Origin of the sequence: Nocardioides sp. GCM10023255 (genome assembly GCF_042653125.1) — a bacterium.
In the GTDB taxonomy this organism is placed as follows: Bacteria; Actinomycetota; Actinomycetes; order Propionibacteriales; family Nocardioidaceae; genus Nocardioides.
The window spans coordinates 694,175-719,511 of record NZ_JBHSHU010000003.1 but is presented as its reverse complement, the minus strand read 5'-3'; the positions used below and the strand labels follow the sequence as shown (position 1 = coordinate 719,511).

The 25,337-nt window shown below is 71.4% G+C and carries 24 protein-coding genes; 16 read left to right on the top strand and 8 right to left on the bottom strand.

The genetic code is table 11. The annotated features are described in order from the left end of the window. Window positions 1-154 precede the first annotated feature (154 nt). From ACFO9I_RS07245 to ACFO9I_RS07235, 3 genes are read left to right on the top strand one after another with little or no spacing between them, the layout of a single operon-like run. On the top strand, window positions 155-937 hold the full coding sequence (locus ACFO9I_RS07245; protein WP_379179251.1) for a hypothetical protein: 783 nt from the start codon (window positions 155-157) through the stop codon (window positions 935-937). A gap of 16 nt (window positions 938-953) precedes the next feature. Continuing rightward, complete coding sequence (locus ACFO9I_RS07240) at window positions 954-2,816, top strand: fumarate reductase/succinate dehydrogenase flavoprotein subunit (protein ID WP_379179249.1); 1,863 nt, start codon at window positions 954-956, stop codon at window positions 2,814-2,816. 11 nt (window positions 2,817-2,827) lie between these two features. Continuing rightward, window positions 2,828-3,604 (top strand): succinate dehydrogenase/fumarate reductase iron-sulfur subunit, encoded by a 777-nt coding sequence (locus ACFO9I_RS07235; protein ID WP_379179247.1) that lies wholly within the window; start codon window positions 2,828-2,830, stop codon window positions 3,602-3,604. Here the strand turns inward: ACFO9I_RS07235 and ACFO9I_RS07230 are convergent, their stop codons facing one another. Beyond that, window positions 3,605-3,772 (bottom strand): hypothetical protein, encoded by a 168-nt coding sequence (locus ACFO9I_RS07230; protein WP_379179245.1) that lies wholly within the window; start codon window positions 3,770-3,772, stop codon window positions 3,605-3,607. Window positions 3,773-3,888: 116 nt separating this feature from the next. Next, complete coding sequence (locus ACFO9I_RS07225; RefSeq protein ID WP_379179243.1) at window positions 3,889-4,335, bottom strand: hypothetical protein; 447 nt, start codon at window positions 4,333-4,335, stop codon at window positions 3,889-3,891. Window positions 4,336-4,407: 72 nt separating this feature from the next. On the opposite strand from ACFO9I_RS07225, the gene ACFO9I_RS07220 reads away from it, so the two are divergent. From ACFO9I_RS07220 to ACFO9I_RS07170, 11 genes are all read left to right on the top strand, one after another. Continuing rightward, window positions 4,408-5,175 carry a hypothetical protein gene (locus ACFO9I_RS07220; protein ID WP_379179241.1) on the top strand — a complete coding sequence of 256 codons (768 nt, stop codon included), beginning with the start codon at window positions 4,408-4,410 and terminating at the stop codon, window positions 5,173-5,175. A 77-nt stretch (window positions 5,176-5,252) separates the two neighbouring features. Next, window positions 5,253-7,007 carry a methylmalonyl-CoA mutase family protein gene (locus tag ACFO9I_RS07215; RefSeq protein ID WP_379179239.1) on the top strand — a complete coding sequence of 585 codons (1,755 nt, stop codon included), beginning with the start codon at window positions 5,253-5,255 and terminating at the stop codon, window positions 7,005-7,007. Further along, entirely contained in the window at window positions 7,004-9,187 is a 2,184-nt protein-coding gene (gene scpA / locus ACFO9I_RS07210; protein WP_379179237.1) for a methylmalonyl-CoA mutase, read from the top strand. Before ACFO9I_RS07215 ends, scpA begins: the two co-directional genes overlap by 4 nt. Then, window positions 9,187-10,188, top strand: a complete 1,002-nt coding sequence (gene meaB, locus ACFO9I_RS07205; protein ID WP_379179235.1) for a methylmalonyl Co-A mutase-associated GTPase MeaB — start codon at window positions 9,187-9,189, stop codon at window positions 10,186-10,188. The genes scpA and meaB overlap by 1 nt, the downstream gene beginning before the upstream one ends. 92 nt (window positions 10,189-10,280) lie before the next feature. Continuing rightward, window positions 10,281-11,483 carry an amidohydrolase gene (locus tag ACFO9I_RS07200; protein WP_379179233.1) on the top strand — a complete coding sequence of 401 codons (1,203 nt, stop codon included), beginning with the start codon at window positions 10,281-10,283 and terminating at the stop codon, window positions 11,481-11,483. A 121-nt stretch (window positions 11,484-11,604) separates the two neighbouring features. Beyond that, the gene (locus ACFO9I_RS07195; RefSeq protein ID WP_379179231.1) at window positions 11,605-12,690 is read left to right on the top strand and encodes a BMP family lipoprotein; all 1,086 of its coding nucleotides are present in this window, start codon (window positions 11,605-11,607) and stop codon (window positions 12,688-12,690) included. 125 nt (window positions 12,691-12,815) lie between these two features. Continuing rightward, complete coding sequence (locus ACFO9I_RS07190) at window positions 12,816-14,342, top strand: ABC transporter ATP-binding protein (protein ID WP_379179229.1); 1,527 nt, start codon at window positions 12,816-12,818, stop codon at window positions 14,340-14,342. Then, window positions 14,339-15,553 (top strand): ABC transporter permease, encoded by a 1,215-nt coding sequence (locus ACFO9I_RS07185; RefSeq protein ID WP_379179227.1) that lies wholly within the window; start codon window positions 14,339-14,341, stop codon window positions 15,551-15,553. Before ACFO9I_RS07190 ends, ACFO9I_RS07185 begins: the two co-directional genes overlap by 4 nt. Further along, window positions 15,550-16,845: an ABC transporter permease gene (locus ACFO9I_RS07180; RefSeq protein ID WP_379179225.1), complete on the top strand. Its 1,296-nt coding sequence runs from the start codon at window positions 15,550-15,552 to the stop codon at window positions 16,843-16,845. Before ACFO9I_RS07185 ends, ACFO9I_RS07180 begins: the two co-directional genes overlap by 4 nt. A gap of 17 nt (window positions 16,846-16,862) precedes the next feature. Then, window positions 16,863-17,261 (top strand): cytidine deaminase, encoded by a 399-nt coding sequence (locus ACFO9I_RS07175; protein ID WP_379179224.1) that lies wholly within the window; start codon window positions 16,863-16,865, stop codon window positions 17,259-17,261. Between the two features lie 24 nt (window positions 17,262-17,285). Further along, complete coding sequence (locus ACFO9I_RS07170) at window positions 17,286-18,572, top strand: thymidine phosphorylase (protein ID WP_379179222.1); 1,287 nt, start codon at window positions 17,286-17,288, stop codon at window positions 18,570-18,572. A gap of 14 nt (window positions 18,573-18,586) precedes the next feature. Here ACFO9I_RS07170 and ACFO9I_RS07165 read toward each other — a convergent pair whose 3' ends face one another. After that, window positions 18,587-19,039: a MaoC family dehydratase gene (locus ACFO9I_RS07165; RefSeq protein WP_379179220.1), complete on the bottom strand. Its 453-nt coding sequence runs from the start codon at window positions 19,037-19,039 to the stop codon at window positions 18,587-18,589. A 43-nt stretch (window positions 19,040-19,082) separates the two neighbouring features. Between ACFO9I_RS07165 and ACFO9I_RS07160 the strand changes: the two genes are divergently transcribed. Continuing rightward, window positions 19,083-20,186 carry an adenosine deaminase gene (locus ACFO9I_RS07160; protein ID WP_379179218.1) on the top strand — a complete coding sequence of 368 codons (1,104 nt, stop codon included), beginning with the start codon at window positions 19,083-19,085 and terminating at the stop codon, window positions 20,184-20,186. Here ACFO9I_RS07160 and ACFO9I_RS07155 read toward each other — a convergent pair. Genes ACFO9I_RS07155 through deoC form a run of 5 tightly spaced genes read right to left on the bottom strand, consistent with a single transcriptional unit; the run spans window position 20,149 to window position 24,639 of the window. Then, complete coding sequence (locus tag ACFO9I_RS07155) at window positions 20,149-20,733, bottom strand: hypothetical protein (RefSeq protein ID WP_379179216.1); 585 nt, start codon at window positions 20,731-20,733, stop codon at window positions 20,149-20,151. The two genes, ACFO9I_RS07160 and ACFO9I_RS07155, sit on opposite strands and share 38 nt — an antisense overlap. Beyond that, window positions 20,726-21,340, bottom strand: a complete 615-nt coding sequence (locus tag ACFO9I_RS07150) for a uridine kinase family protein (protein WP_379179214.1) — start codon at window positions 21,338-21,340, stop codon at window positions 20,726-20,728. The genes ACFO9I_RS07155 and ACFO9I_RS07150 overlap by 8 nt, the downstream gene beginning before the upstream one ends. Before the next feature lie 7 nt (window positions 21,341-21,347). Continuing rightward, a complete protein-coding gene (locus ACFO9I_RS07145) occupies window positions 21,348-22,217 on the bottom strand; it encodes an aldehyde dehydrogenase family protein (RefSeq protein ID WP_379179212.1) in 870 nt (289 codons plus the stop codon). Next, the gene (locus ACFO9I_RS07140; RefSeq protein ID WP_379179210.1) at window positions 22,214-23,653 is read right to left on the bottom strand and encodes an aldehyde dehydrogenase family protein; all 1,440 of its coding nucleotides are present in this window, start codon (window positions 23,651-23,653) and stop codon (window positions 22,214-22,216) included. Before ACFO9I_RS07140 ends, ACFO9I_RS07145 begins: the two co-directional genes overlap by 4 nt. Window positions 23,654-23,658: 5 nt before the next feature. Further along, the gene (gene deoC / locus ACFO9I_RS07135) at window positions 23,659-24,639 is read right to left on the bottom strand and encodes a deoxyribose-phosphate aldolase (RefSeq protein WP_379179404.1); all 981 of its coding nucleotides are present in this window, start codon (window positions 24,637-24,639) and stop codon (window positions 23,659-23,661) included. 81 nt (window positions 24,640-24,720) lie between these two features. Here deoC and ACFO9I_RS07130 point away from each other — a divergent pair, with 81 nt between their 5' ends. After that, window positions 24,721-25,329: a hypothetical protein gene (locus ACFO9I_RS07130; protein WP_379179208.1), complete on the top strand. Its 609-nt coding sequence runs from the start codon at window positions 24,721-24,723 to the stop codon at window positions 25,327-25,329. The last annotated feature ends 8 nt before the right edge of the window (window positions 25,330-25,337 follow it).

Genomic DNA, 25,337 nt, shown 5'->3' with positions numbered 1-25,337 from the left:
CGTCGCGTGAACTCCGGGGACGCGGGTCCCGGCCCCAGCGGTGTGGCCCCTTTCACATCGGGGTCATTGTGTGCAGACTCATGCCCCAGCACCCGACCTGCGAAGCCCACCGGAGGTGGCGATGGCGTCGACGGACGCTCGTTCGGCAAGAGGCGTGGACGGGCCCGAACGGGCCCGCATCGGTGTGCGGACGCTGCGCACCGACCGGTGGTGGCTCTACCCGCTGGCGACGTTCGTGGTGTTCACGGCGTTCGTGGTCTACGCGACCTGGCGCGCCTTCGCGGGCAGCGACTACTTCGCCGAGCCCTACCTGTCGCCGTTCTACTCGCCCTGCCTGACCGACTCCTGCGTGGCGGGCTCGTCCGACTTCGGCCAGCCGCTCAGCTGGTGGAGCCTGTCCCCGGCGCTGGTCATCCTGATCTTCCCGCTGGGCTTCCGGATGACCTGCTACTACTACCGCAAGGCCTACTACCGGGCCTTCTGGCTCTCCCCGCCGGCGTGCGCGGTGGCCGAGCCGCACGGCGCCTACTCCGGTGAGACCCGGTTCCCGCTGATCCTGCAGAACATCCACCGCTACTTCTGGTACGCCGCCGTGGTCGTCGCGCTGATCCTCACCTGGGACGCCCTGCTCGCCTTCGGGCCGGCCGAGGGGGAGTCCGACGGGATCCACATGGGCCTCGGGACCGTGCTGATGGTGGCCAACGTGGTGCTGATCTGGCTCTACACGCTGTCGTGCCACTCCTGCCGGCACATCACCGGCGGCCGGCTGCGGCACTTCTCCAAGCACCCCGTCCGCTACAGGATGTGGACCTTCGTGTCGCGGCTCAACGCCGACCACGCCCGGTACGCCTGGTACTCCCTGTTCTCCGTCGCGATCGTGGACCTCTACATCTACCTGCTCGCGACCGACGTCTTCGACGACCCGCGCTTCTTCTAAAGGAACGAGTCAGCTGATGAGTGACCGTCACCCGATGACCGGCAACGAGATGTCGGGCACCGAGGCCGGAGGGCTGGAGCGCCACCGCTACGACGTCGTCGTGATCGGCGCCGGGGGCGCGGGCCTGCGGGCCGCGATCGCGGCGCACGACGCGGGCGCGCGCACGGCCATCGTCTGCAAGTCCCTGCTCGGCAAGGCGCACACGGTGATGGCCGAGGGCGGCATCGCGGCGGCCATGGGCAACCGCTGGCCCGAGGACAACTGGGAGGTGCACTTCCGCGACACCATGCGTGGCGGGAAGATGCTCAACAACTGGCGGATGGCCCAGCTGCACGCCCAGGAGGCGCCCGAGCGGGTGATGGAGCTCGAGGACTGGGGGGCGCTGTTCGACCGCACCGACGACGGCCTGATCTCCCAGCGCGACTTCGGCGGCCACAAGTACGCCCGCCTCGCCCACGTCGGCGACCGCACCGGCCTGGAGATGATCCGGACCCTCCAGCAGCGGGCGGTGGCGCTGGGGATCGACGTCTTCATGGAGTGCACGGTCACCGAGCTGCTCAAGGACGGTTCCGTCGGCGGCACGGGCGCGATCTCGGGCGCGTTCGGCTACTGGCGCGAGACCGGCCGGTTCGTCGTCTTCGAGGCGCCCAGCGTCGTGCTCGCCACCGGCGGCATCGGCAAGTCCTTCAAGGTCACCTCGAACTCCTGGGAGTACACCGGTGACGGCCACGCGCTCGCGCTCCGGGCCGGCGCCAGCCTGATCAACATGGAGTTCGTGCAGTTCCACCCGACCGGCATGGTCTGGCCGCCGTCGGTGAAGGGCCTGCTGGTCACGGAGTCGGTGCGCGGCGACGGCGGCGTCCTGAAGAACTCCGAGGGAAAGCGGTTCATGTTCGACTACATCCCGGAGTTCTTCCGGGCGGAGACTGCCGACACGGTCGAGGAGGCCGACCGGTGGTACGACGACAAGGCGAACAACCGGCGGCCACCGGAGCTGCTGCCGCGTGACGAGGTCGCCCGGGCCATCAACTCCGAGATCAAGGCGGGCCGCGGGACGCCGCACGGCGGCATCTACCTCGACATCGCGTCGCGCCGGAGCCCGGAGTTCATCCGCAAGCGGCTGCCGTCGATGTACCACCAGTTCAAGGAGCTGGCCGACGTCGACATCACCGCCGAGCCGATGGAGATCGGACCGACCTGCCACTACGTCATGGGTGGCGTCGAGGTCGATCCCGACACCGAGCTCGCCGCCGTGCCCGGCCTCTACGCGGTGGGGGAGTGCTCCGGCGGCATGCACGGCTCCAACCGCCTCGGCGGCAACTCGCTCTCCGACCTGCTGGTCTTCGGCCGCCGGGCCGGCGAGGCGGCTGCCTCGTACGCCGACGGGCTGGGCGGGACGCGACCGGCCGTCTCGGACACCGACGTCAAGGCCGCCGAGCAGAGCGCGCTGGCGCCGTTCGAGGTCGAGGGGGCCGAGAATCCCTACACGATCCAGCAGGACCTGCAGCAGTCGATGAACGACCTGGTGGGCATCATCCGCACCCGTGCCGAGCTCGAGCTGTCGCTGCAGGAGATCGAGCGGCTCAAGGAGCGGGCGAGGCACATGTCGGTCGAGGGACACCGGCAGTACAACCCCGGCTGGCACCTCGCGATCGACCTGCGCAACATGCTGCTGGTCAGCGAGGCCATCGCCAAGGCGGCCCTCGCGCGCGAGGAGTCGCGCGGCGGCCACACGCGCGACGACTTCCCGCAGACCGACCACGAGGTCTGGGGCACCAAGAACCTGGTGGTGAGCCTGAACGCCGAGGGCAGCGGCGTCGACCTGCACGAGAAGCCGCTCCCGGTGATGCCGGACGAGCTCAAGAAGTACTTCGACTGAGGGGGACGGACGTGGGCTACGACCTGAAGATGCGGATCTGGCGCGGCGACCAGGACGGCGGCGACCTCGGCGACTACACCGTGGAGGTGTCCGAGGGGGAGGTCGTGCTGGACGCGCTGCACCGCGTGCAGGCCACCCAGGCCGGCGACCTGGCGATCCGGTGGAACTGCAAGGCCGGCAAGTGCGGCTCCTGCAGTGCCGAGATCAACGGCCGGCCGAGGCTGCTGTGCATGACCCGGCTCTCGGACTTCGACCCCTCCGAGACCATCACCGTCACGCCGATGCGCACGTTCCCGGTGATCCGCGACCTGGTGACCGACGTGTCCTTCAACTACGAGAAGGCGCGGGAGCTGCCGTCGTTCGCGCCGCCGCCTCGCGACGACGACGGCAAGCGGCGGATGGCGCAGATCGACGTGGAGCGCGGCCAGGAGTTCCGCAAGTGCATCGAGTGCTTCCTGTGCCAGGACACCTGCCACGTGGTGCGCGACCACGAGGAGAACAAGCCGGCCTTCGCCGGCCCGCGGTTCTTCCTGCGCTACGCCGAGCTCGACATGCACCCGCTCGACACCCACGACCGTCGGACCCTGGCCCAGGGGGCCGCCGGCATCGGGATGTGCAACATCACCAAGTGCTGCACCGAGGTCTGCCCGGAGGGCATCAGGATCACCGACAACGCGATCATCCCCATGAAGGAGCGCGTGGTCGACCGGAAGTACGACCCGCTGGTCTGGCTCGGCAACAAGATCGGGCTGCGCAACAAGGACGACGACGGGCGCACCGAGGTCTGACTACCCCAGCAGGCCCACCAGTGCCCGCGACGCGACCCAGGTGGCCCCGGCCAGCCCGGCGGCCACGACCGCCGTCACCAGCACCAGCGTGACGGCCGCCCTGACGATCGCCGCGGCCAGGGACGGATCCCCCTCGCGCCGCGGCGCGTGGTGCAGCGTTCCTGCCATCTCGACCCACTCCTCCCGAGGTGGGCGCGACCCCCTCGGCTCGCCGGGGGACCCGCGCCGGGCCCGGCTCCGCAGGGCCCTACCTGTGAGACGCCGCGGACGGCTCGCAGGTTGCCTCAGCCCTGGCTGCGGGTGGTGTCGGCGGCGCGCCCGAGCGTCTGCGGGGGCAGGTCGCCGCGACGCACGGCGTCGGCGATCTCGTGGATCCGCACGCTGCTCGACTGCCAGTCGCCGGCCTGCACCTCCCACCACGGCCGCCAGCCGCGGCGTACCTCGACGGTCCAGTGCCGCCCGAGCACGACCCTGCCCAGGATCGCGAAGGGGAGGACCACCAGCAGCAGCAGGAACTCGGCGCCGGCCACGAGCACGAGGACGATGAACGGCAGCAGCAGCACCAGCGCGACGACCGCGAGGACGACGCTGACGGGGTCGTCGCCCAGGCCCTGGAACATGGACAGGTCGGGTCCGGAGTCGAGCGTGCCCTTGAGCCGCCTGCGCCACGGCACCCATCGCCGGCTGACCCGCCACACCTGTCCCGAGGGCTCGCGAACCTTTACCGGCACAGGGTAGGAGACCCTGCCGGGTCGGGACCATCGTCCGGTGCCCGGGAGGTCCCGGCGGTGGGACCATGAGCCATGGCTGGGAAGACCGACACCGCGGCCCCGATCCGGACCGCGATCGTCCGGGTCACGATCGGGTCGTTCTCGCTCGCTGCGCTTCTCGGAGTGATCGCCCTGATCGGCGGCGGCGCGTTCGGCGCCACCGAGGGACGGATCCTGCTCACGACGCTGCTGGTCGGCATCGTGAGCGTCGCCGTGCTCTGCTACCTCGCGACGGCGGAGACGCCGTACCAGCCGGTGGGTGTGGCCGGCGGTGTGGTGGTGCTGGTCCCGCTGGTGACCGCGCTGGTGATGATCTGGAGCGACTTCAGCGAGGCGCCACCGGAGTGGCTCGGGAAGACGTTCGGCGTCGGGGCCGTCGTGGCCGCCACCCTCGCCCAGGTCAGCCTGCTCCTCGGGATCTCCCACGGGGCCCGCTCGGGGGTCCGGCGGATCCTCGTCGGCACCCTGGCGGCGGCGGCCGTGCTGGCCGCCATGATCAGCTACCTGATCCTCGGGACGGAGCCGAGCGGCCCCTACTTCCGGGTGCTCGGCGTGGTCGCCATCCTCGACGTGCTCGGGACGGTGGTGGTCACCGCCCTGACGAAGTTCGGCCGCGGGCTGCGGGTCCAGGCCGCCCCGGTGGCCGCGCCGGCCACGATCGTCGTCCCGCCCGAGCTCGCCGCCCGCGTCGTCGCGGCGGCCGAGCGCACCGGCAGGCGCCCGGAGGAGGTCGTCGACCAGGCGCTGCAGCGCTACCTCGCGGAGGTCGAGGTCCCGGCCACCAGCGCGGACGAGGGCTGAGCACCCGGCCGGGCCGGCCCGACGAAAACATCACACCGGCTGGAACCCGTTCCGCCGGTGCTCCTATCGTTCGCACCATGACACAGGTCGAGGGTGGGCTGGACGAGCCCGAGGAGCTCGAGCCGGAGCAGGGCACGCTGGACCTGGCGGACGCCGGGGACCGCTGGGCCGTCGCCGACTGGGAGCAGGCCGCGGCCGCCGTGCTGCGCAAGGCGCGCCGGATGACCGACGAGGACCCCGACGGCCTCGTCTGGGACAAGCTGACCCGCACCACGCTCGACGGCATCGGCGTCACCCCGCTCGGCACCCGCGCCCTCCTCGACGACCTCGAGACGCAGGGCCGCCCGCTGCGGTCCGGCGACTGGGACATCCGCGCCCACCTGTCCGGCGCCGACGCGAAGGCCGCCAACGAGGCCGCGCTGGTCGACCTGGAGGGCGGCGTCACGTCGCTGTGGGTCGAGGCGGACGCCGGCACCGACCTGGCCACCCTCCTCGACAGGGTCCTGCTCGACCTCGCGCCCGTGGTCCTGGACGCCCCCGGCGCACCGGTCGCCGTCGCCGAGGCGTTCCTCGCCCACAGCGGGGACCGCGATCTCGCCGCCGGCACCAACCTCGGCGTCAGCGGGGAGGCGGCCGAGGGTGACCTGGTCGCGGTCGCGGAGCTCGCGCGCAGGGCAGGCACGCTCGGCGTGGTGGTCGACGCGACCGTCGTGCACGACCGTGGCGCCTCCGACGCGCAGGAGCTCGCGCACTCGCTGGCCGTGGGCGTCCGCGTGCTGCGCGTCCTGACCGGGGCCGGCCTCTCGGTCGAGGAGGCGGCGCGGCTGGTCGAGTTCCGGTACGCCGCCACGGACGAGCAGTTCCCGACCATCGCCAAGCTCCGCGCGGCGCGCCGGCTCTGGGCCCGCGTGCTCGAGCTCAGCGAGGCCTCCTCCCAGGAGACCCACGGCTGGGCGCAGCGGCAGCACGCCGTCACCAGCCGCCCGATGATGAGCAAGTACGACCCCTGGGTGAACATGCTGCGCACGACCGTCGCCGCGTTCGCCGCAGGCGTCGGGGGAGCGGACGCGGTGACGGTGCTGCCCTTCGACACGCCGCTCGGCGTGCCCGACGGCTTCGGCCGGCGGATCGCCCGCAACACCTCGGCACTGCTGATCTCCGAGTCGCACGTCGCGCGCGTGGCGGACCCCGCCGGTGGCGCCTACGCCGTCGAGAAGCTGACCGACGACCTCGCGCGCGCTGCCTGGGAGCTGTTCGGGCGGCTGGAGGCCGGTGAGTCGCTCGACGGGCTCGTCGCCGCCACGGTCGAGAAGCGCGAGGCCGAGATCGCGCGGCGCACGCGACCGCTCACCGGCCTGACGGAGTTCCCGAACCTCGACGAGACGCTGCCCGAGCGCCCGGCCGACCCGACCGCGCGCGAGGTGCGCCGCTACGGCGCCAGCTTCGAGGCGCTGCGTGACGAGCCCGCCACGGGTCACGTCTTCCTGGCCACGCTGGGCACGGTCGCCGACCACACCGCCCGCGCGACCTTCGCCGCGAACCTGTTCGCCGCCGGTGGGATCGCGGTCGACCCGGCGGGCCCGACCGCGGGTGTGGACGAGCTGGTCGCGGCGTACGACGAGCAGGCCGTCGTCTGCCTCGCCGGCAGCGACCCGACCTACGCCGAGTGGGGCGCCGAGGCAGCGACCGCGCTCCGCGAGGCCGGCGCCAGGCACGTGATCATCGCCGGGAAGCCCGCCGCCCTCAGCGGTGCGGGGAGCGTCGACGACTCCTGCGCGGTGGGTGTCGACGCCCTGGACTTCCTGACCCGGACGAGGGAGAAGCTGGCATGAGTGTCCCGAAGAGCTTCAACGGACTGCCCCTGGTCTCGACGGGCTCGACCACCGGGGGCCCCGGCGCGGCCACCGGGGGCGCGTCCGGCGAGCCCTGGATGTCCCCCGAGGGCATCGGGATCAAGCCGTCGTACGGCCCCGAGGACGTCGAGGGCCTGGACGCGCTCGACACGCTCCCCGGCCTGAGCCCGTTCCTGCGCGGCCCCTACCCGACGATGTACACCACCCAGCCGTGGACGATCCGGCAGTACGCGGGGTTCTCGACCGCCGAGGAGTCCAACGCGTTCTACCGTCGCAACCTCGCGGCCGGCCAGAAGGGCCTCTCCGTGGCCTTCGACCTGGCCACCCACCGCGGCTACGACTCCGACCACCCGCGGGTGCGCGGTGACGTCGGCATGGCCGGCGTGGCGATCGACTCGATCTACGACGCCCGGACGCTCTTCGACGGCATCCCGCTGGACCAGATGTCGGTGTCGATGACGATGAACGGCGCGGTGCTGCCGGTCATGGCGCTCTACATCGCGGCGGCCGAGGAGCAGGGGGTGAAGCCGGAGCAGCTTGCAGGGACCATCCAGAACGACATCCTCAAGGAGTTCATGGTCCGCAACACCTACATCTACCCGCCGGCGCCGAGCATGCGGATCATCTCCGACATCTTCAGCTACACCGCCGAGAAGATGCCGCGCTTCAACTCGATCTCCATCTCGGGCTACCACATCCAGGAGGCCGGGGCGACGGCCGACCTGGAGCTCGCCTACACGCTGGCCGACGGCGTGGAGTACATCCGCGCCGGCCTCGACGCGGGTCTCGACATCGACCGGTTCGCGCCCCGGCTCTCGTTCTTCTGGGCGATCGGGATGAACTTCTTCATGGAGGTCGCCAAGATGCGCGCGGCCCGCGCGCTCTGGGCGCGGCTGGTCCGCGAGTTCGACCCGAAGAACCCCAAGTCGCTCGGCCTGCGCACGCACTCCCAGACCAGTGGCTGGTCGCTGACCGCGCAGGACGTCTTCAATAACGTCCAGCGGACCTGCATCGAGGCGATGGCCGCGACCCAGGGGCACACCCAGTCGCTGCACACCAACGCGCTCGACGAGGCGATCGCGCTGCCCACCGACTTCTCCGCGCGGATCGCCCGCAACACCCAGCTGCTGCTGCAGCAGGAGAGCGGTACGACGGGCACCATCGACCCGTGGGGCGGCTCGTACTACGTCGAGCGGCTCACCCACGACCTCGCGGAGCGGGCCTGGGCCCACATCCTCGAGGCCGAGCGCGCCGGCGGCATGGCCAGGGCGATCGAGCAGGGCATCCCGAAGATGCGCATCGAGGAGGCGGCGGCCCGCACCCAGGCCCGCATCGACTCCGGGGCGCAGAAGGTGATCGGCGTCAACACCTACCGGCTGGCCGCCGAGGACAAGCTCGACGTGCTCAAGGTCGACAACGACGACGTCTACCGCCAGCAGATCGCCAAGCTGGAGCGGCTGCGCGCCGAGCGCGACGACGACGAGGTCCGCCGGACCCTGGACGCGCTGACCGCCTCGGCGGACCGTGGTGCGAGCCGGGGGAGCCTGGACGGCAACCTCCTGGCGCTCGCCGTCGACGCGGCCCGCGCCAAGGCGACGGTCGGGGAGATCTCGGACGCGCTGGAGAAGGTCTACGGCCGCCACCAGGCCGTGATCCGTACGATCTCGGGCGTGTTCAGGGACGAGTCCGGCAGCGCCGGCAGCCAGCTGGTGCAGCAGGTCGTCGAGGCCACCGAGGAGTTCGAGGAGGCCGAGGGCCGCCGCCCCCGCATCCTCGTCGCCAAGATGGGCCAGGACGGCCACGACCGCGGCCAGAAGGTCGTGGTCAGCGCCTTCGCCGACATGGGCTTCGACGTCGACGTCGGGCCCCTGTTCTCCACGCCCGAGGAGGTCGCCCAGCAGGCCGTCGACGCCGACGTGCACATCGTCGGTGTCTCCTCGCTCGCGGCCGGTCACCTGACGCTGCTCCCGGCGCTCAGGCAGGCGCTGGCCGACCAGGGACGCCCCGACATCATGATCGTGATCGGCGGCGTGATCCCTCCCGACGACGTCCCGACGTTGAAGGAGATGGGCGCGGCCGCGGTGTTCCTGCCGGGCACGGTGATCGCCGAGTCGGCGCTCGACCTGCTGGCCAAGCTGCGCGAGCAGCTCGGTCACTGATGGCGGCGCGACCGGTCGACGTCGCCGCGCTCGCGGAGGGCGTCCGCGCGCAGCAGCGTGCGGCGGTCTCGCGCGCGATCACGCTGGTCGAGTCCTCAAAGCCGGCCCACCGCGCCGCGGCGCGCGAGCTGCTGGCCGAGCTGAGCGACCCCGAGGTCACCGGCGCCCGTGCGCCCGTGGTGCGGGTCGGCATCTCGGGTGTCCCCGGGGTCGGCAAGTCGACCTTCATCGAGGCGCTCGGGACCCGGCTCACGGCCGCCGGCCACCGGGTCGGCGTGCTCGCGGTCGACCCGAGCTCGGTGCGCACCGGCGGGTCGGTGCTCGGCGACAAGACCAGGATGGCGCGGCTCGCGCACGACCCGCACGCCTACATCCGGCCGTCGCCGTCGGCGGGAACCCTCGGCGGGGTGGCCCGGGCCACCGTGCAGGCGATGGCGGTCCTCGAGGCGGCGTCGTACGACGTGGTGCTGGTCGAGACGGTCGGCGTGGGTCAGTCGGAGGTGACGGTGGCCGGCATGGTCGACACGTTCCTCTTCCTCACGCTCGCCCGCACCGGCGACCAGCTGCAGGGCATCAAGAAGGGCATCCTCGAGATCGCGGACGTCATCGCGGTCAACAAGGCCGACGGCGACCGGGCGCAGGAGGCGCGGTCCGCGGCCCGCGAGCTGGCCGGCGCGCTGCGCATGGTCCGGGGCAAGGGGGAGTGGGCCCCGCCGGTGGTGACGTGCTCGGCGCTGGAGGACACCGGGGTCGACGACCTCTGGGAGCGGGTGCTGGCCCACCGGGAGCACCTCGGTGCTGCGGGGCTCGCCGACAAGCGGGCGAGCCAGCAGCTGGACTTCATGTGGGCGCTGGTGCGCGACGAGCTGGCCGAGCGGCTGCGCCACTCCGCCGGGGTCGCGGCGATCCGCGACGAGGTCCGGGCCGCGGTGCTGTCCGGCGAGCTGCCGGCCACGACGGCCGCCGACCGCATCCTCGCGGCGTACGACGAGCGCGGCTGAGCCGCTCCCGCCCCGACGGCCCGGCACCGCACCGGGACCCGAACGCCGAACACCCGGGCGCCGGCTGGTGCCGGTGAACTAACCTCGTGCCGATGCCCGCCGACAATCCCCTGGATGCTGCCGCCGCCGTCATCGACGAGACCCTGGCGGCCGTCGACGACGAGCTGGTCGAGCTGCGCCGTGACCTGCACGCCCACCCGGAGCTCTCCTGGGCCGAGGGACGGACGACCGACATCGTCGCCGCGCGGGTCGAGAAGGTGGGCTGGCGCACCACCCGGCTCCCTCACGGCGGGCTGCTGGCCGACATGGGGGAGAGCGGCCCGGTCGTCGCGCTCCGCGCCGACCTCGACGCGCTCCCGGTGCAGGACGCCACGACCGACCCGTGGACGAGCACCGTCCCGGGCGTCGCCCACGCGTGCGGCCACGACGTGCACACCGCCGCGCTGGTCGGCGCCGCCATCGCGCTCTCCGAGGTCCACGCCCGCGGCCAGCTGCGGGGCCGGGTCCGGCTGCTGTTCCAGCCCGCCGAGGAGGTCATGCCGGGTGGCGCGCTGCACCTGGTCGGGGTGGGCGCCCTCGCGGACGTGGAGCGGGTCTTCGCGCTGCACTGCGACCCCGGCGTCGACCTGGGGCAGGTCGGGCTGCGGCTCGGGCCGTTGACCAGCGCCGCGGACCGCCTCGAGGTCCGCCTGGAGGGCACAGGCGGCCACACGTCCCGCCCGCACCTGACCGGCGACCTGACCTTCGCCCTGGCCAAGGTGACCACCGAGCTGCCCGCGATGCTCTCGCGCCGGCTCGACCCCCGCTCGGGCGTGAGCCTGGTCTGGGGCATCGTCAACGCCGGCGCCGCGGCCAACGTCATCCCCGACCGGGGCATGGTCGCCGGCACCGTGCGCATCCTCGACGCGGTCGCCTGGGCCGAGTGCGAGTCGCTGGTCCGCGAGCTGGTCCACGACATCGTGCGGCCCTACGGGGTCGAGGCCCACGTCGTCTACCAGCAGGGCGTGCCGCCGGTCGTCAACGAGGTCGTGTCCCACCGGATCCTCTCCGGCGCGGTCCGCCGCGTGCTCGGCGACCAGGGCCGGATCACCGCCCACCAGAGCCTCGGCGGCGAGGACTTCGGCTGGCTCCTCGACCAGGTTCCGGGCGCGATGGCCCGGCTCGGGACGCGCACACCCGGCGGCCCGACGTACGACCTCCACCAGGGGAACCTGCGCATCGACGAGCGGGCCACGGGGGTGGGTGCGCGCGTGCTGGCGAACGCCGCCGTGGGTTCTTTGGTCACCGACCGATAACAACGCAAGAAATCTTGTGACGTTGCCTTCGTGAGCGCGCGGGTGAGCACTAGGGTGGCCCGGCGTGCGTCGCGCATCGGCTGACGCACCGAACACCCCACAGAAATTCCAGGAGGGCGCCGTGAAGAAGACGGCACGCACCGCAGCGGTGGTTGGCATCGCTGCCCTTGTTCTTGCCGGTTGCGGCAGCCGTCCGTCGGACAGCGCCGACGACAGCAGCAGCCCGACTCCGTCCGAGTCGACCAGCAGCTCGGCGCCGGCTGAGAGCCACCCCGACTTCAAGGCGTGCGAGGTGTCCGACTCCGGCGGCTTCGACGACAAGTCGTTCAACCAGACCTCGCTCAAGGGCCTGACCGACGCCAAGGCCGACCTCGGCATCCAGACCGCGCAGGTCGAGTCGAACTCCGACTCGGAGTACGCCGACAACATCGCCGAGCTGGTCAAGCAGGGCTGCAACTCGATCACCACGGTGGGCTTCCTCCTCGGTGACGCCACCGAGGCGGCCGCGAAGAAGAACCCGAAGGTCGACTTCTCCATCGTCGACTTCGGCTACGAGAAGCCGACCAAGAACCTCAAGGGCCTCACCTTCAACACCGCGGAGCCCTCGTTCCTCGCCGGCTACCTCGCCGCGGCGCAGTCCGAGTCGGGCATCGTCGGCACCTTCGGCGGCCTGAACATCCCGACGGTCTCCATCTTCATGGAGGGCTTCCGCCAGGGCATCGAGCAGTTCAACAAGGACAACGGCGCCGACGTCAAGCTCCTCGGCTGGGACGGCAAGGACGGCTCGTTCCTCAACACCTTCGACGACAAGTCCAAGGGCCAGTCGGTCGCCGAGGGCATGATCCAGCAGGGCGCGGACATCATCTTCCCGGTCGCCGGTCCCGCCGGCCTCGGTGGCCTGCAGGCCGCCAAGGACAAGGGCATCCACGCCATCTGGGTCGACACCGACGGCTGCGTCTCGGCCGCTGAGTACTGCGACGTGCTGCTGACCTCGGTCGTGAAGGGCATGGACGTCGCCGTGGAGAGCGCGATCAAGGACTCGGTCGACAACAAGTTCTCCAACGAGGTCTACGTCGGCACCCTGGCCAACAACGGTGTCGGCCTGGCGCCGTACCACGACGCCGACTCGCTCATCGACCAGGACACCAAGGACAAGATCGAGGAGCTCAAGCAGCAGATCATCGACGGGACGCTGAAGGTCGGCTGACCGACACACCCGCTCGAACACGCCAGAGGCCGGGTCGGTAAGTTACCGACCCGGCTTCTCGCGTTCTACGCTCATCAGGTGCCCGCACGTCGGGGAGCCGGGAGTCACACGTTCAAAGGAGAACGATGAAGCTGGAGATCCGGGGGCTGACGAAGAGGTTCGGGTCCTTCACCGCGAACGACCACATCGACCTCACGATCGAGCCGGGCGAGATCCACTGCCTCCTCGGGGAGAACGGCGCGGGCAAGTCCACGCTCATGAACATGCTGTACGGGCTCCTGGAGCCCACCGAGGGTGAGCTGCTGCTCGACGGCGAGCCGGTCACCTTCACCTCGCCCGGCGACGCGATCGCGGCCGGCATCGGCATGGTGCACCAGCACTTCATGCTGATCCCCGTCTTCACCGTGGCCGAGAACGTCATGCTCGGGCGTGAGCAGACCCGGGGCCTGGGCTTCCTCAACCGCGCGGCCGCGGCCGGGCTGGTGCGAGAGCTGTCCTCCACCTACGGGCTGGCGGTCGACCCCGACGCCCTGGTCGAGGAGATCCCGGTCGGCGTGCAGCAGCGCGTGGAGATCATCAAGGCGCTGGCCAACCACGCCAAGGTCCTGATCCTCGACGAGCCGACCGCGGTGCTCACCCCGCAGGAGATCGACGAGCTCATGGAGATCATGCGTGAGCTGAAGAAGCAGGGCACCTCCATCATCTTCATCACCCACAAGCTGCGCGAGGTCAAGGCGATCGGCGACCGGATCAGCGTGATCCGTCGCGGCAAGGTCGTCGGCACCGCCGACCCGAGCGCCAGCGAGGCCGAGCTGGCCGAGATGATGGTCGGTCGCTCGGTGAAGCTGACCGTCGACAAGGAGCCGGCCGAGGTCGGCGCCCCGGTGCTCGAGGTCAAGAACGTCACCGTCGTCGACCCGCGTGGCTTCCAGGTCGTCAAGGACGTGTCCTTCGAGGCGCGCGCCGGGGAGGTCCTCGGCATCGCGGGCGTCCAGGGCAACGGCCAGACCGAGCTGATCAAGTCGCTGCTCGGCCTCGTGAAGCCCGACGCCGGCGAGATCACCATCGACGGCAAGGACATCCGCAAGCACGGCCCCCGCGAGAGCCTGGCGGAGGGCATCGGCTACATCCCCGAGGACCGCTCGCACGACGGGTACGTCGGCGCCTTCAGCGTGCGCGAGAACCTGGTGCTCGACCTCTACCGCAACGACGAGTTCTCCCGCGGCCTGGCGCTGCGGCTCGACGCCCTCGAGGCGAACGCCGCGCACCGCATCGAGGAGTTCGACATCCGCACCGAGTCGATGGAGAGCACCGTCAGCTCCCTCTCGGGCGGCAACCAGCAGAAGGTCGTGGTGGCGCGGGAGTTCTCCCGTCCCCTGAAGGTGCTCATCGCCTCCCAGCCGACGCGCGGCGTCGACGTGGGGTCGATCGAGTTCATCCACAAGCGGATCATCGCCGAGCGCGACAAGGGCACGGCCGTGATCATCGTGTCGACCGAGCTCGACGAGATCTTCGCGCTGTCGGACCGCATCGCGGTCATGTACGACGGCCGCATCGTGGGCACGGTCACCCCCGACATCGCCCGCGAGGACATCGGACTGATGATGGCCGGCGCCCACGGCCCGGCCGAGGCAGCAGAGGCAACCAGATGAGCACCGAAGTGAAGCCGGGCACCACCCCGGAGCCGGAGAAGACGGCCCCCGAGCCGGCGCCCGCGAAGCGGCGGCCGCTCAACGCCGACGACTGGCTGCCCACCGTCAAGACGACCCTGGCCGCGATCGTGCTGGCGCTGCTCATCGGTGCCGTGCTGATCGCCTTCTCCAGCCAGGACGTCCTCGAGACGCTGCCGTACTTCTTCTCCTACCCGTGGGACTTCTTCTCCGAGGCCGCCCACGCCGTCGGTGAGTCCTACTGGGCGCTGCTGACCGGCTCGGTCGGCTCGGCGCACGCGATCTCGACGACGCTGGTGCGCTCGGCGCCGCTGATCTGCGCCGGGCTCGGCGTGACGCTCGCGTTCCGCGCCGGCCTCTTCAACATCGGTGCTCAGGGTCAGCTGATCCTGGGTGCGCTGGCCGCGGGCTACGTCGGGTTCACCTGGAACCTGCCCCCGGGCCTCCACCTGCTGGTCGCGCTGGTCGCGGGCATCATCGGGGGTGCCGTGTGGGGCGGGATCGCGGGCGTGCTGAAGGCCCGCACCGGCGCCCACGAGGTGATCACCACGATCATGATGAACTACCTCGCCGCGGCGCTGCTGATCTACTGCCTGGGCAAGAACGCCTTCCAGCGCCCCGGCAGCGACAACACCCAGTCGCCGCCCGTCGACGACTCCGCGACGTTCCCGACGATCGGCAGCCTGCACCTCGGCGTGATCGTCGCCTTCCTGGCCGCCGCCCTGGTCTGGTGGATCCTCAACCGGTCCACGCTGGGCTTCGAGATGCGTGCGGTCGGCGCCAACGCCGACGCGTCCCGCACCGCGGGCATGAACGTCCCGGCCGTGTACACGACCGCCATGATCATCGCCGGCGGCCTGGCCGGCCTCGCCGCCACCATGGGCATCCTGGGCCACCACGACTCGTTGAGCCCGACCATGGCCGGCACCATCGGCTTCGACGCCATCACCGTCGCCCTGCTCGGCCGGGCGACGCCGCTGGGCACCGTGTTCGCGGGCCTGCTGTTCGGCGCCCTGAGCGTCGGCGGCGTGGCCATGCAGGCGAGCGCCGCGGCCACCCCCAAGGAGCTGACCCAGATCCTCCAGGCGCTGATCGTGCTCTTCGTGGCCGCGCCCGCGCTGGTGCAGGGGCTCATGCGCATCAAGACCTCCGAGGAGAACAAGACCGTGATGGCGAAGGGATGGGGCGGATGAGCGCCGCAGTCGTGACCGAGGCCGACCAGGTCGACGTCGTAGCGGTCCGGGACCGGGCCGACGTGCGCCGCCAGGTCAAGCTCGTCGTCGTCTTCGCGATCGTGGCGCTGCTGCTGCTGTGGTTCGCCCTCGACATTGAGAACCCGACCGTCAAGTACATCACCGGCGAGCGGGTGACCGCCGACGACCGCGGCACGGAGGTCAACGGCCTCAACATCGTGTGGGCCTGCTTCGGGGTGGCCCTGCTTGGCCTGGTCGCGGCGGCCGTCAACAAGGTCCCGCGGGGCGTGGTGGGCACGATCGCCTCCATCCTGGTCGGCGTCGCGTTCTTCGTCGGCTTCATCGTGTGGTCCTACGCCGACCAGACGACCCTGGTGATCGCGAACCCGCTGCCGGGCACCGTCAAGCTCGCGACCCCGCTGGTGTTCGGCGCGCTCGCCGGCTGCCTGTGCGAGCGGGCCGGTGTCATCAACATCGCCATCGAGGGCCAGTTCCTGACCGGTGCCTTCTTCGCGTCGGTGGCCTCCAGCGCCTTCTACAGCGCCGAGATGGGACTCGTGGGCGGCATCCTCGCCGGCGTCGCCATCGCCTCGCTGCTCGCGGTCTTCGCGATGCGCTACCAGGTCAACCAGGTCGTCCTCGGTGTCGTGCTGATCGCCCTCGCGACCGGCCTCACGAGCTTCCTGCTGAGCCAGATCCCCGACGACCCCGACATCAAGGCCTACCTGAACGAGCCGCTGATCCTGGCGCCGATCAGCATCCCCGGGCTGGCCGACATCCCCGTCATCGGACCCACGCTGTTCAACCAGACGCTGCTGGTCTACATCATGTACGTCTCGGTCGTCTTCGTGACCGTGCTGCTCTTCCAGACCAAGTGGGGCCTGCGGGTCCGCTCGGTCGGCGAGCACCCGATGGCCGCGGACACGGTCGGCATCAAGGTCAACCGGGTGCGGTGGCAGGCGGTCCTGCTGGGCGGCGTGTTCGCGGGCCTCGGTGGCGCGTGGTTCACCGTCGGCTCGACCGGCTCCTTCGACCAGGACGCCTCGGCCGGCAACGGCTTCATCGCGCTGGCCGCGGTGATCATGGGCCGCTGGCACCCGGTCTGGGCGTCGCTCTCCGCGCTGTTCTTCGGCTTCATGTGGACCCTGCAGAGCCAGCTGGCCTTCCTCGGCAAGATCCCGCCGGAGCTGCTGCGCGCCTCGCCGTACCTCGCCACGATCATCGCGGTCGCCGGCTTCGTCGGTCGGGTCCGCCCGCCGGCCGCCGACGGCGAGCCGTACACGAAGAACTGATCCCGGGAGAGCTGATCGTGACCGACGCACCGGCCGTCGACTGGGAGTCCCTGCGTGACGCGGCCGTCGAGGTGGCCGCCCACGCCTACGCGCCGTACAGCCGCTTCCACGTCGGCGCCGCCGCACTCGCGGACGACGGCCGGATGCTGGTCGGCTGCAACGTCGAGAACGCGGCGTACGGCGTGGTGCTGTGCGCCGAGTGCGGGGTCGTCTCGCAGCTGCACGCGACCGGCGGCGGGCGGCTGACGCACTTCGTGTGCGTCAACGGCGACGGCGAGGTGATCATGCCGTGCGGTCGCTGCCGCCAGCTCCTCTTCGAGCAGGGCGGCAACGAGCTGGTGCTGATGACGCCGCGCGGCCTCCGCACGATGGCCGAGGTGCTGCCCCAGGCGTTCGGCCCCGACGACCTCCACTGACCTGAACGGAACGGAAGGACTGCAATGGCGCAGCACGACGCCGTCGAGGTGATCTCTGCCAAGAGGGACCGGGCCGAGCTCAGCGACAGCCAGATCGACTGGGTGATCGACGCCTACACCAGGGGCGCGGTCGACGACGCCCAGATGTCCGCGCTGGCGATGGCGATCCTGCTCAACGGCATGAACCGTCGCGAGATCGCCCGCTGGACCGCGGCGATGATCGCCTCCGGCGAGAGGATGGACTTCTCCACGCTCTCGCGGCCCACCGCCGACAAGCACTCGACCGGCGGCGTCGGCGACAAGATCACGCTGCCGCTCGCGCCGCTCGTCGCGGCGTGCGGCGTGGCCGTGCCGCAGCTCTCGGGCCGCGGGCTCGGGCACACCGGCGGCACCCTGGACAAGCTGGAGTCGATCCCGGGCTGGCGGGCGGCGCTGTCGAACGACGAGATGTTCGCGCAACTGGAGACGGTCGGCGCGGTCATCTGCGCCGCCGGCGACGGGCTCGCCCCCGCCGACAAGAAGCTGTACGCGCTGCGCGACGTGACCGGCACCGTGGAGGCGATCCCGCTGATCGCCTCCTCGATCATGTCCAAGAAGATCGCCGAGGGCACCGGCTCGCTGGTCCTCGACGTCAAGGTCGGCACCGGCGCCTTCATGAAGGACGTCGACCGGGCCCGGGAGCTGGCGAGCACCATGGTGGGTCTCGGCACCGACGCCGGCGTGCGCACGGTCGCCCTGCTGACCGACATGTCCACGCCGCTCGGCCTGACCGCCGGCAACGCGATCGAGGTCGCCGAGTCGGTGGAGGTGCTGGCCGGTGGTGGTCCCGCGGACGTGGTCGAGCTGACCCTCGCGCTGGCCCGCGAGATGCTCGCCGGTGCCGGTGTCACCGACGTGGACCCGGCCGACAAGCTGGCCGACGGCTCGGCGATGGACGTGTGGAAGAAGATGGTCCGCGCCCAGGACGGCGACCCGGACGCGCCGATGCGCGAGGCGCGCGAGAAGCACGTCGTCGCGGCTCCGGCCTCGGGCGTGCTGACCCGGCTGGACGCGATGGCGGTCGGGATGGCGGCGTGGCGCCTCGGCGCCGGCCGCGCCAAGGCGGGCGACGCCGTCCAGGACGGCGCCGGCGTCGTCTGGCACGCCCGGCCGGGGGACGAGGTGACCGCGGGGACGCCGCTGTTCACGCTGCTCACCGACGAGCCGGAGCGGTTCGACCGGGCGCTGGCCTCGCTCGAGGGCGGCTACGACATCGCCGCCGACGGCGCGTCGTTCCGGCCCTCGCCGCTGGTCATCGACCGCATCTCCTGACCCGCCCCGGCTGGTCAGGGCAGCAGCAGGACCAGGAACTCGGCGACGAGGGCGGGCCTCGGCTCGCCCTCGATCTCCACGACGTAGCTCATCGTCACCTGCTTGCCGGCGGGGACGTCGGTCACCGCGGTGAACGTGCAGGTGGCCCGGAGGTGCGACCCGACCGGGACCGGGGTGGGGAAGCGGACCTTGTTCAGCCCGTAGTTGAGCTTGGCGCCCGGCGTGCGCAGGTCGAAGATCTGGCTGCCGAACAGCGGGAGCAGCGACAGCGTGAGGTAGCCGTGGGCGATGGTGCCGCCGAACGGGCCGGACTTCGCGCGCTCGACGTCGACGTGGATCCACTGGAAGTCGTCGGTCGCCTCGGCGAACCTGTTCACCCGCTCCTGGTCGATCGTCACCCAGTCGCTGGTGCCGATCTCCTCGCCGGCCGCCGCCGCGACCTCGTCCAGGGTGGTGAAGACGCGCATGTCTGCCTCCGTCGGTTCGGCGCTCTGATGATTGGATGACGCCATGACTGCCGCCTCCGCCACGGAACCTACCGTCCTCACCCGCGACCAGGTGCTCCGGGCGCCGAAGGTCCTGCTCCACGACCACCTCGACGGTGGGCTGCGGCCCGCGACGGTGCTGGAGCTGGCGCGGGAGATCGGTCACGAGCTCCCGGCCGACGACGCGGAGTCGCTGGGGCGGTGGTTCGCCGAGGCGGCGGACTCCGGCTCCCTGGAGCGCTACCTGGAGACCTTCGACCACACGGTGGCGGTGATGCAGACCGGTGCCGCCCTGACGCGGGTCGCGCGCGAGTGCGTCGAGGACCTCGCGGCCGACGGCGTCGTGTACGCCGAGGTCCGCTACGCGCCCGAGCAGCACGTGACGCAGGGGCTGACCCTCGACGAGGTGGTCGCGGCCGTGCAGGAGGGCTTCGACCAGGGCGTGGCGGCCACCGGTGGCCGCATCGTGGTGCGCCAGCTGCTGACCGCGATGCGGCACGCCGCCCGGTCGATGGAGATCGCCCAGCTCGCCGTCTCGTGGCGCGACCGGGGCGTGGCCGGTTTCGACATCGCGGGCGCGGAGGCGGGCTACCCGCCCACCCGGCACCTCGACGCCTTCGAGTACCTCCAGCGGGAGAACGCCCACTTCACCATCCACGCCGGCGAGGCGTTCGGCCTGCCGTCGATCTGGCAGGCCATCCAGTGGTGCGGCGCCGACCGGCTGGGCCACGGGGTCCGGATCATCGACGACATCACCGTGCACGACGACGGCAGCGTGGAGCTCGGCCGGCTCGCGGCGTACGTCCGCGACAAGCGGATCCCGCTCGAGCTCTGCCCCGCCTCGAACATCCAGACCGGCGCGGCGACGTCGATCGCGGAGCACCCGATCGGGCTGCTGACCCGGCTGCGCTTCCGGGTCACGGTCAACACCGACAACCGGCTGATGAGCCGCACCTCCATGACCGACGAGATGTGGTCGCTGGTGCAGGCCTTCGGCTACGGGCTCGACGACCTGCGCTGGTTCACCATCAACGCGATGAAGTCGGCGTTCCTGCCCTTCGACGAGCGGCTGGCCATCATCGACCAGGTCATCAAGCCGGAGTACGCCGCGCTCGCGGCTCGACGCTGAACCAGGGCGTCGCCCAGCCGCCGAGGTCGAGGGGGCCCGACGCGAGCGCGCTGCGGCTCACGGCGACCAGCCGACCCGACGCGGGCTCGTAGACCGCCAGCCCGTCACCCTCGCGGCCCACGACCAGGACCACGTGGCGAGGGAGCCACCGGCTGCCCACGTAGACCACGACCGGCCTGCCACCGGCGGCGAGATCGAGGACCCGGTCCGCCGTCGCGGCCCGCCCGGTGCGCGCCCACCGGGCGCGGTGACGGCTGCCGGTGAGGGCGGCGAGGTGGCGGGCGACCGCCCAGGGCGGGGTGCCGAGGGCGCGTGGCCAGGGGAGCTGCAGCCGTCCTCGGGCGTCGAGGCCGGAGGTGAGCCGGCGGTGCAGCGCCAGCACCTCGGCCGCGAACGAGCCGCGACCGAGGACGGACCCGGCGTAGGGCGAGTCACCGAGCATCCGCGCCACCACGAGCGAGGCCGCGCCGCAGGAACGCCGGTCGGGCTGGGGGAGGGCCCGGCGGAAAACCTCGCCGGAGCCGTGGGAGCCGCCGGGCTCAGTCACTCGCCGGCTCGGTCTGGTGCAGGCTCCCGATCGCGCGGAACGCCTGGTCCGGCGTCACGGGCAGGCAGCCGCGCTCGACCGCACGGGCCACGACCCGCTGCTGGTCGCGCATCAGGGCGAGACCGCGCCGCACCAGCACGAGCGGGGGCTTGCGGCGCTCGCGCAGGTCCCGCGTCAGGCGTCGCCAGAAGGTCTTCACCGGGTGCTGGCGCACGCAGTACGCCGCCGCGAGCAGGTCGGCCTCGCGGCAGGACGGGACGACGTGCTGGGCGAAGATGCCCTCGGCGACGAAGAGGCCGTGCTCCCCGAGCTCGAGCTCGGTCCAGCCGCACCGCCCGTCGCGGGCGATCTCGTAGACCGGGACCTCGGCGCGGCCCTCCCGGCAGAGCCGGTCGAGGGTGGCCAGGGCGTCGTCGTGCAGCCAGGAGTCGGGGTGGTCCCAGTCGACGAGTCCGGCGTTCGCGCCCGAGGCGATGCGGGGGAGCGACGGGTCGTCGCCGTTCTTGTAGAAGTCGTCCAGCCGGAGCACCGGCAGGCCGAGTCGCTCGGCGAGCCTGGACTTGCCGGCCCCGGAGGGGCCGGCAAGCACGATCACACGGGCACGCACCGTCGGGTCACACGCCGATGGGGTGCCAGACCGTCTTGGTCTCCAGGAACGCCGTCATCGGCTCCAGGCCGGGGTCCTGGGTCCAGTCGGGCTCGGCGGCCGGGGCCCGGCGTACCCGCTTGAGGTTGTCGGCCGCAGCCACCTCGAGCGAGGTCGCGAGCTCGGCGTCACCGGCGATGCCGGTGAGGTCGAGGGCGTTGACGTCCATGTGCGAGGCGAGCCACGGGGCCACCGTCGCGGCGGACCCGGTCAGGATGTTGACCACGCCGCCGGGCAGGTCGGACGTCGCGAGGACCTCCGAGAACGTCACGGCGGGCAGCGGACGCTCGTAGGACGACACCACGACCACGGTGTTGCCGGTGACGATCGCCGGGGCGACCACGCTGACCAGGCCGAGCAGGCTCGACTGCTGGGGGGCGAGGACCGCGACCACGCCGGTCGGCTCGGGCGTCGAGAGGTTGAAGAACGGCCCGGCGACGGGGTTGGCGCCGCCGACGACCTGGGTGATCTTGTCGGCCCAACCGGCGTACCAGACCAGGCGGTCGATGGCCTCGTCGAGGACCTTCTCGGCCTTGGCGGAGGAGAGTCCCTCGGACTGCACCACGGCCTGCACGAACTGCGGGCGGCGGTCCTCCATGACCTCGGCGACGCGGTAGAGGATCTGCGCACGGTTGTAGGCCGTGCGTGCCGACCAGCCGCCGAAGGCCTTGCGGGCCGCGATCACGGCGTCGCGGGCGTCCTTGCGCGAGGCGAGGGCGGCGTTGGCCACGAAGGCTCCGTTCGAGTCGTTCACGACGTAGGAGTAGCCCGACTCGGAGCGCGGGAAGGCACCGCCGATGAAGAGCTTGTAGGTCTTGCGCACGTCGATGCGGCTCACTTCACGCCACCCTTCAGGTATGCCTCGAGGCCGTGCCGGCCACCCTCGCGTCCGTAGCCCGACTCCTTGTAGCCGCCGAAGGGGCTGGTGGGGTCGAACTTGTTGAACGTGTTGGCCCACACCACGCCGGCGCGCAGCTGGTTGGCCATGTGCAGGATGCGGGACCCCTTGTCGGTCCACACGCCGGCCGAGAGGCCGTACGGCGTGTTGTTGGCCTTCTCGACGGCCTCGGAGGGGGTGCGGAAGGTCAGCACCGAGAGCACGGGGCCGAAGATCTCCTCGCGGGCGATCCGGTGGGCCTGGGTGACACCGGTGAAGATCGTCGGGGCGAACCAGAAGCCGGTGGTGGGCAGCTCGCAGGCGGGCGACCAGCGCCCGGCACCCTCGGCCTCGCCGATGTCGGAGAGCTCCTTGATCCGGGCGAGCTGCTCGGCGGAGTTGATGGCGCCGACGTCGGTGTTCTTGTCGAGGGGGTCGCCCACGCGCAGCGTGGACATGCGGCGCTTGAGGCGGTCGAGGACCTCCTCGGCCACCGACTCCTGCACGAGGAGGCGGGAGCCGGCGCAGCAGACGTGGCCCTGGTTGAAGAAGATGCCGTTGACGATGCCCTCGACGGCCTGGTCGATCGGGGCGTCGTCGAAGACGATGTTGGCCGCCTTGCCGCCCAGCTCGAGGGTGACCTTCTTGTCGGTGCCGGCGACGGCCTTGGCGATCGCGCGGCCGACCTCGGTGGAGCCGGTGAACGCGACCTTGTCCACGCCCGGGTGGGACACGAGCGCACGGCCGGTGTCACCGGCGCCAGTGACGATGTTGACGACACCCGCGGGCAGGTCGGCCTGCTGGCAGATCTCGGCGAAGAGCAGCGCGGTCAGGGGCGTGGTCTCGGCCGGCTTGAGCACGACGGTGTTGCCGCAGGCCAGGGCGGGCGCGATCTTCCACGCCAGCATCAGCAGCGGGAAGTTCCAGGGGATGACCTGGCCGGCGACGCCGAGCGGGGTGCTGCCGAAGCCGGAGTACTCGAGCTTGTCGGCCCAGCCGGCGTAGTAGAAGAAGTGGGCGGCGACGGTCGGGATGTCGACGTCGCGCGACTCCTTGATCGGCTTGCCGTTGTCGAGCGACTCCAGGACGGCGAGCTCGCGCCCGCGCTCCTGGATGATCCGCGCGATCCGGTAGAGGTACTTGGCGCGCTCGCGGCCGGGCATCCGGCCCCAGACCCGGTCGTAGGCCTTGCGGGCGGCCTTGACCGCCTTCTCCACGTCGGCGTCGCTGGCCTCGGCGACCTCGGCCAGCACCTCCTCGGTGGCGGGGCTGATCGTCTTGAAGGCCGTCCCGTGGCCGTCGACGAACTCACCGTCGATGAACAGGCCGTATGACGGCTTGATGTCGACGATGCTGCGCGACTCGGGGGCGGGGGCGTACTCGAAGGGGCTCGTCATGGGGATCAGTCCAGCGTGAAGTAGTCGGGACCGGAGTAGCGGCCGGTCTGCATCTTGGTGCGCTGCATGAGCAGGTCGTTGAGCAGCGTGGAGGCGCCGAAGCGGAACCAGTCGGGGTCGAGCCAGTCCTGGCCGGCGACCTCGTTGACCATCACGAGGTACTTGATGGCGTCCTTGGTGGTGCGGATGCCGCCCGCGGGCTTCACCCCGACCATCTGGCCGGTCTGCTCGCGGAAGTCACGGACCGCCTCGAGCATGATCATCGTGACCGGCGGCGTCGCCGCCGGCTGGACCTTGCCGGTGGAGGTCTTGATGAAGTGAGCGCCGGCCATCATCGCCAGCCAGCTGGCCCGGCGGACGTTGTCGTAGGTCTGCAGCTCGCCGGTCTCGAAGATCACCTTGAGGTGGGCGCTGCCGCAGGCCTCGCGCACGGCCACGATCTCGTCGTACACGTCCTTGTAGCGCCCGGACAGGAAGGCGCCACGGTCGATGACCATGTCGATCTCGTCGGCGCCGGCCTCCACCGCGTCCCGGGTGTCGGCGAGCTTGATGTCGAGGGCCGCGCGGCCGCTCGGGAACGCCGTGGCCACCGCGGCGACGTTGACGCCGCTGTCGCCGAGGACCTCCTTGGCGGTCGCCACCATGTCGGGGTAGACGCAGACCGCCGCGGTCATCGGGCAGGTCGGGTCGGCCGGGTCGGGGTGCATCGCCTTGGCGGCCAGAGCCCGCACCTTGCCGTGGGTGTCCTGGCCCTCGAGCGTGGTGAGGTCGACCATCCGGATCGCGAGGTCGATCGCGAACTCCTTGGCGGTGGTCTTGATCGAGCGGGTGCCGAGAGAGGCCGCACGGGCCTCCGCGCCGACCTGGTCGACCCCGGGCAGGCCGTGCAGGAACCGCTGGAGGGACGCGTTCGTTCTCGTGATGTCGGAGAAGTCGGCGGACACCACCGGGGCACCGGTTGCACTCGACCCCTGGCCCGTGGGCATGGCAGTGGTGGGGGAGCTTGTCACCGACCCAGCATAGAGTTGGTGTGCCGGTGTGCGGCAATCGAGGTGAGGAGCACGAAGGTGGTCGACCCGCAGGGTCAGACGAGCGTGGACGAGACCGTCGAGCGGTTCCACGCGACGAGCGGGAAGATCCCCGGAGTGATCGCGATCGGCGTCGCCGCCGTGGTGATCGTGTTCAGCGTGGTCGAGCGCGACCGCGGCTTCCCGCTGCCCATCGTCCTCGGTGCGGTCGCGTTCGGCATCCTCGCCTGGGCCGCCCTGATCAGGCCCCGCGTCTGGGCGACCCGGGAGCACCTGGTGATGCGCAACATGCTGCACACCGCGTGGGTCCCGCTGGCCGCGATCGAGCAGGTGGCGGTGCGCCAGGTGCTCGCGGTGAGCGCGGGGGACCGTCGCTTCGTCTCGCCCGCCATCGGCCGCACCCTGCGGCAGACCGTGAAGAACAACCGGGCCGTCAAGCCGGAGAGGGCCATCGAGTCCTACCCCGTCTTCGTCGAGGAGCGGATCCTCCAGCTCGCCGACGACGCGCGCACCCAGCACGGCGTACGCCGCTTCTCCGAGGAGCAGGCCGCCCTGGCCGTCGGTGCCCGCAAGGCGTGGGCCTGGCCCGAGATCGCCGGTCTGGTGGTCTTCCTCGGCGGCGCCGTGGTGACGATGCTGGTGCGCTGAGCCCGCCC

Bases quoted from the DNA above. Each gene is read 5' to 3' on its own strand.
- ACFO9I_RS07240 (WP_379179249.1), top strand. From the start codon at position 954: ATGAGTGACCGTCACCCGATGACCGGCAACGAGATGTCGGGCACCGAG.
- ACFO9I_RS07230 (WP_379179245.1), bottom strand. From the start codon at position 3,772: ATGGCAGGAACGCTGCACCACGCGCCGCGGCGCGAGGGGGATCCGTCC.
- ACFO9I_RS07220 (WP_379179241.1), top strand. From the start codon at position 4,408: ATGGCTGGGAAGACCGACACCGCGGCCCCGATCCGGACCGCGATCGTC.
- ACFO9I_RS07215 (WP_379179239.1), top strand. From the start codon at position 5,253: ATGACACAGGTCGAGGGTGGGCTGGACGAGCCCGAGGAGCTCGAGCCG.
- scpA (WP_379179237.1), top strand. From the start codon at position 7,004: ATGAGTGTCCCGAAGAGCTTCAACGGACTGCCCCTGGTCTCGACGGGC.
- meaB (WP_379179235.1), top strand. From the start codon at position 9,187: ATGGCGGCGCGACCGGTCGACGTCGCCGCGCTCGCGGAGGGCGTCCGC.
- ACFO9I_RS07200 (WP_379179233.1), top strand. From the start codon at position 10,281: ATGCCCGCCGACAATCCCCTGGATGCTGCCGCCGCCGTCATCGACGAG.
- ACFO9I_RS07190 (WP_379179229.1), top strand. From the start codon at position 12,816: ATGAAGCTGGAGATCCGGGGGCTGACGAAGAGGTTCGGGTCCTTCACC.
- ACFO9I_RS07185 (WP_379179227.1), top strand. From the start codon at position 14,339: ATGAGCACCGAAGTGAAGCCGGGCACCACCCCGGAGCCGGAGAAGACG.
- ACFO9I_RS07180 (WP_379179225.1), top strand. From the start codon at position 15,550: ATGAGCGCCGCAGTCGTGACCGAGGCCGACCAGGTCGACGTCGTAGCG.
- ACFO9I_RS07170 (WP_379179222.1), top strand. From the start codon at position 17,286: ATGGCGCAGCACGACGCCGTCGAGGTGATCTCTGCCAAGAGGGACCGG.
- ACFO9I_RS07165 (WP_379179220.1), bottom strand. From the start codon at position 19,039: ATGCGCGTCTTCACCACCCTGGACGAGGTCGCGGCGGCGGCCGGCGAG.
- ACFO9I_RS07160 (WP_379179218.1), top strand. From the start codon at position 19,083: ATGACTGCCGCCTCCGCCACGGAACCTACCGTCCTCACCCGCGACCAG.
- ACFO9I_RS07140 (WP_379179210.1), bottom strand. From the start codon at position 23,653: ATGACGAGCCCCTTCGAGTACGCCCCCGCCCCCGAGTCGCGCAGCATC.
- deoC (WP_379179404.1), bottom strand. From the start codon at position 24,639: ATGCCCACGGGCCAGGGGTCGAGTGCAACCGGTGCCCCGGTGGTGTCC.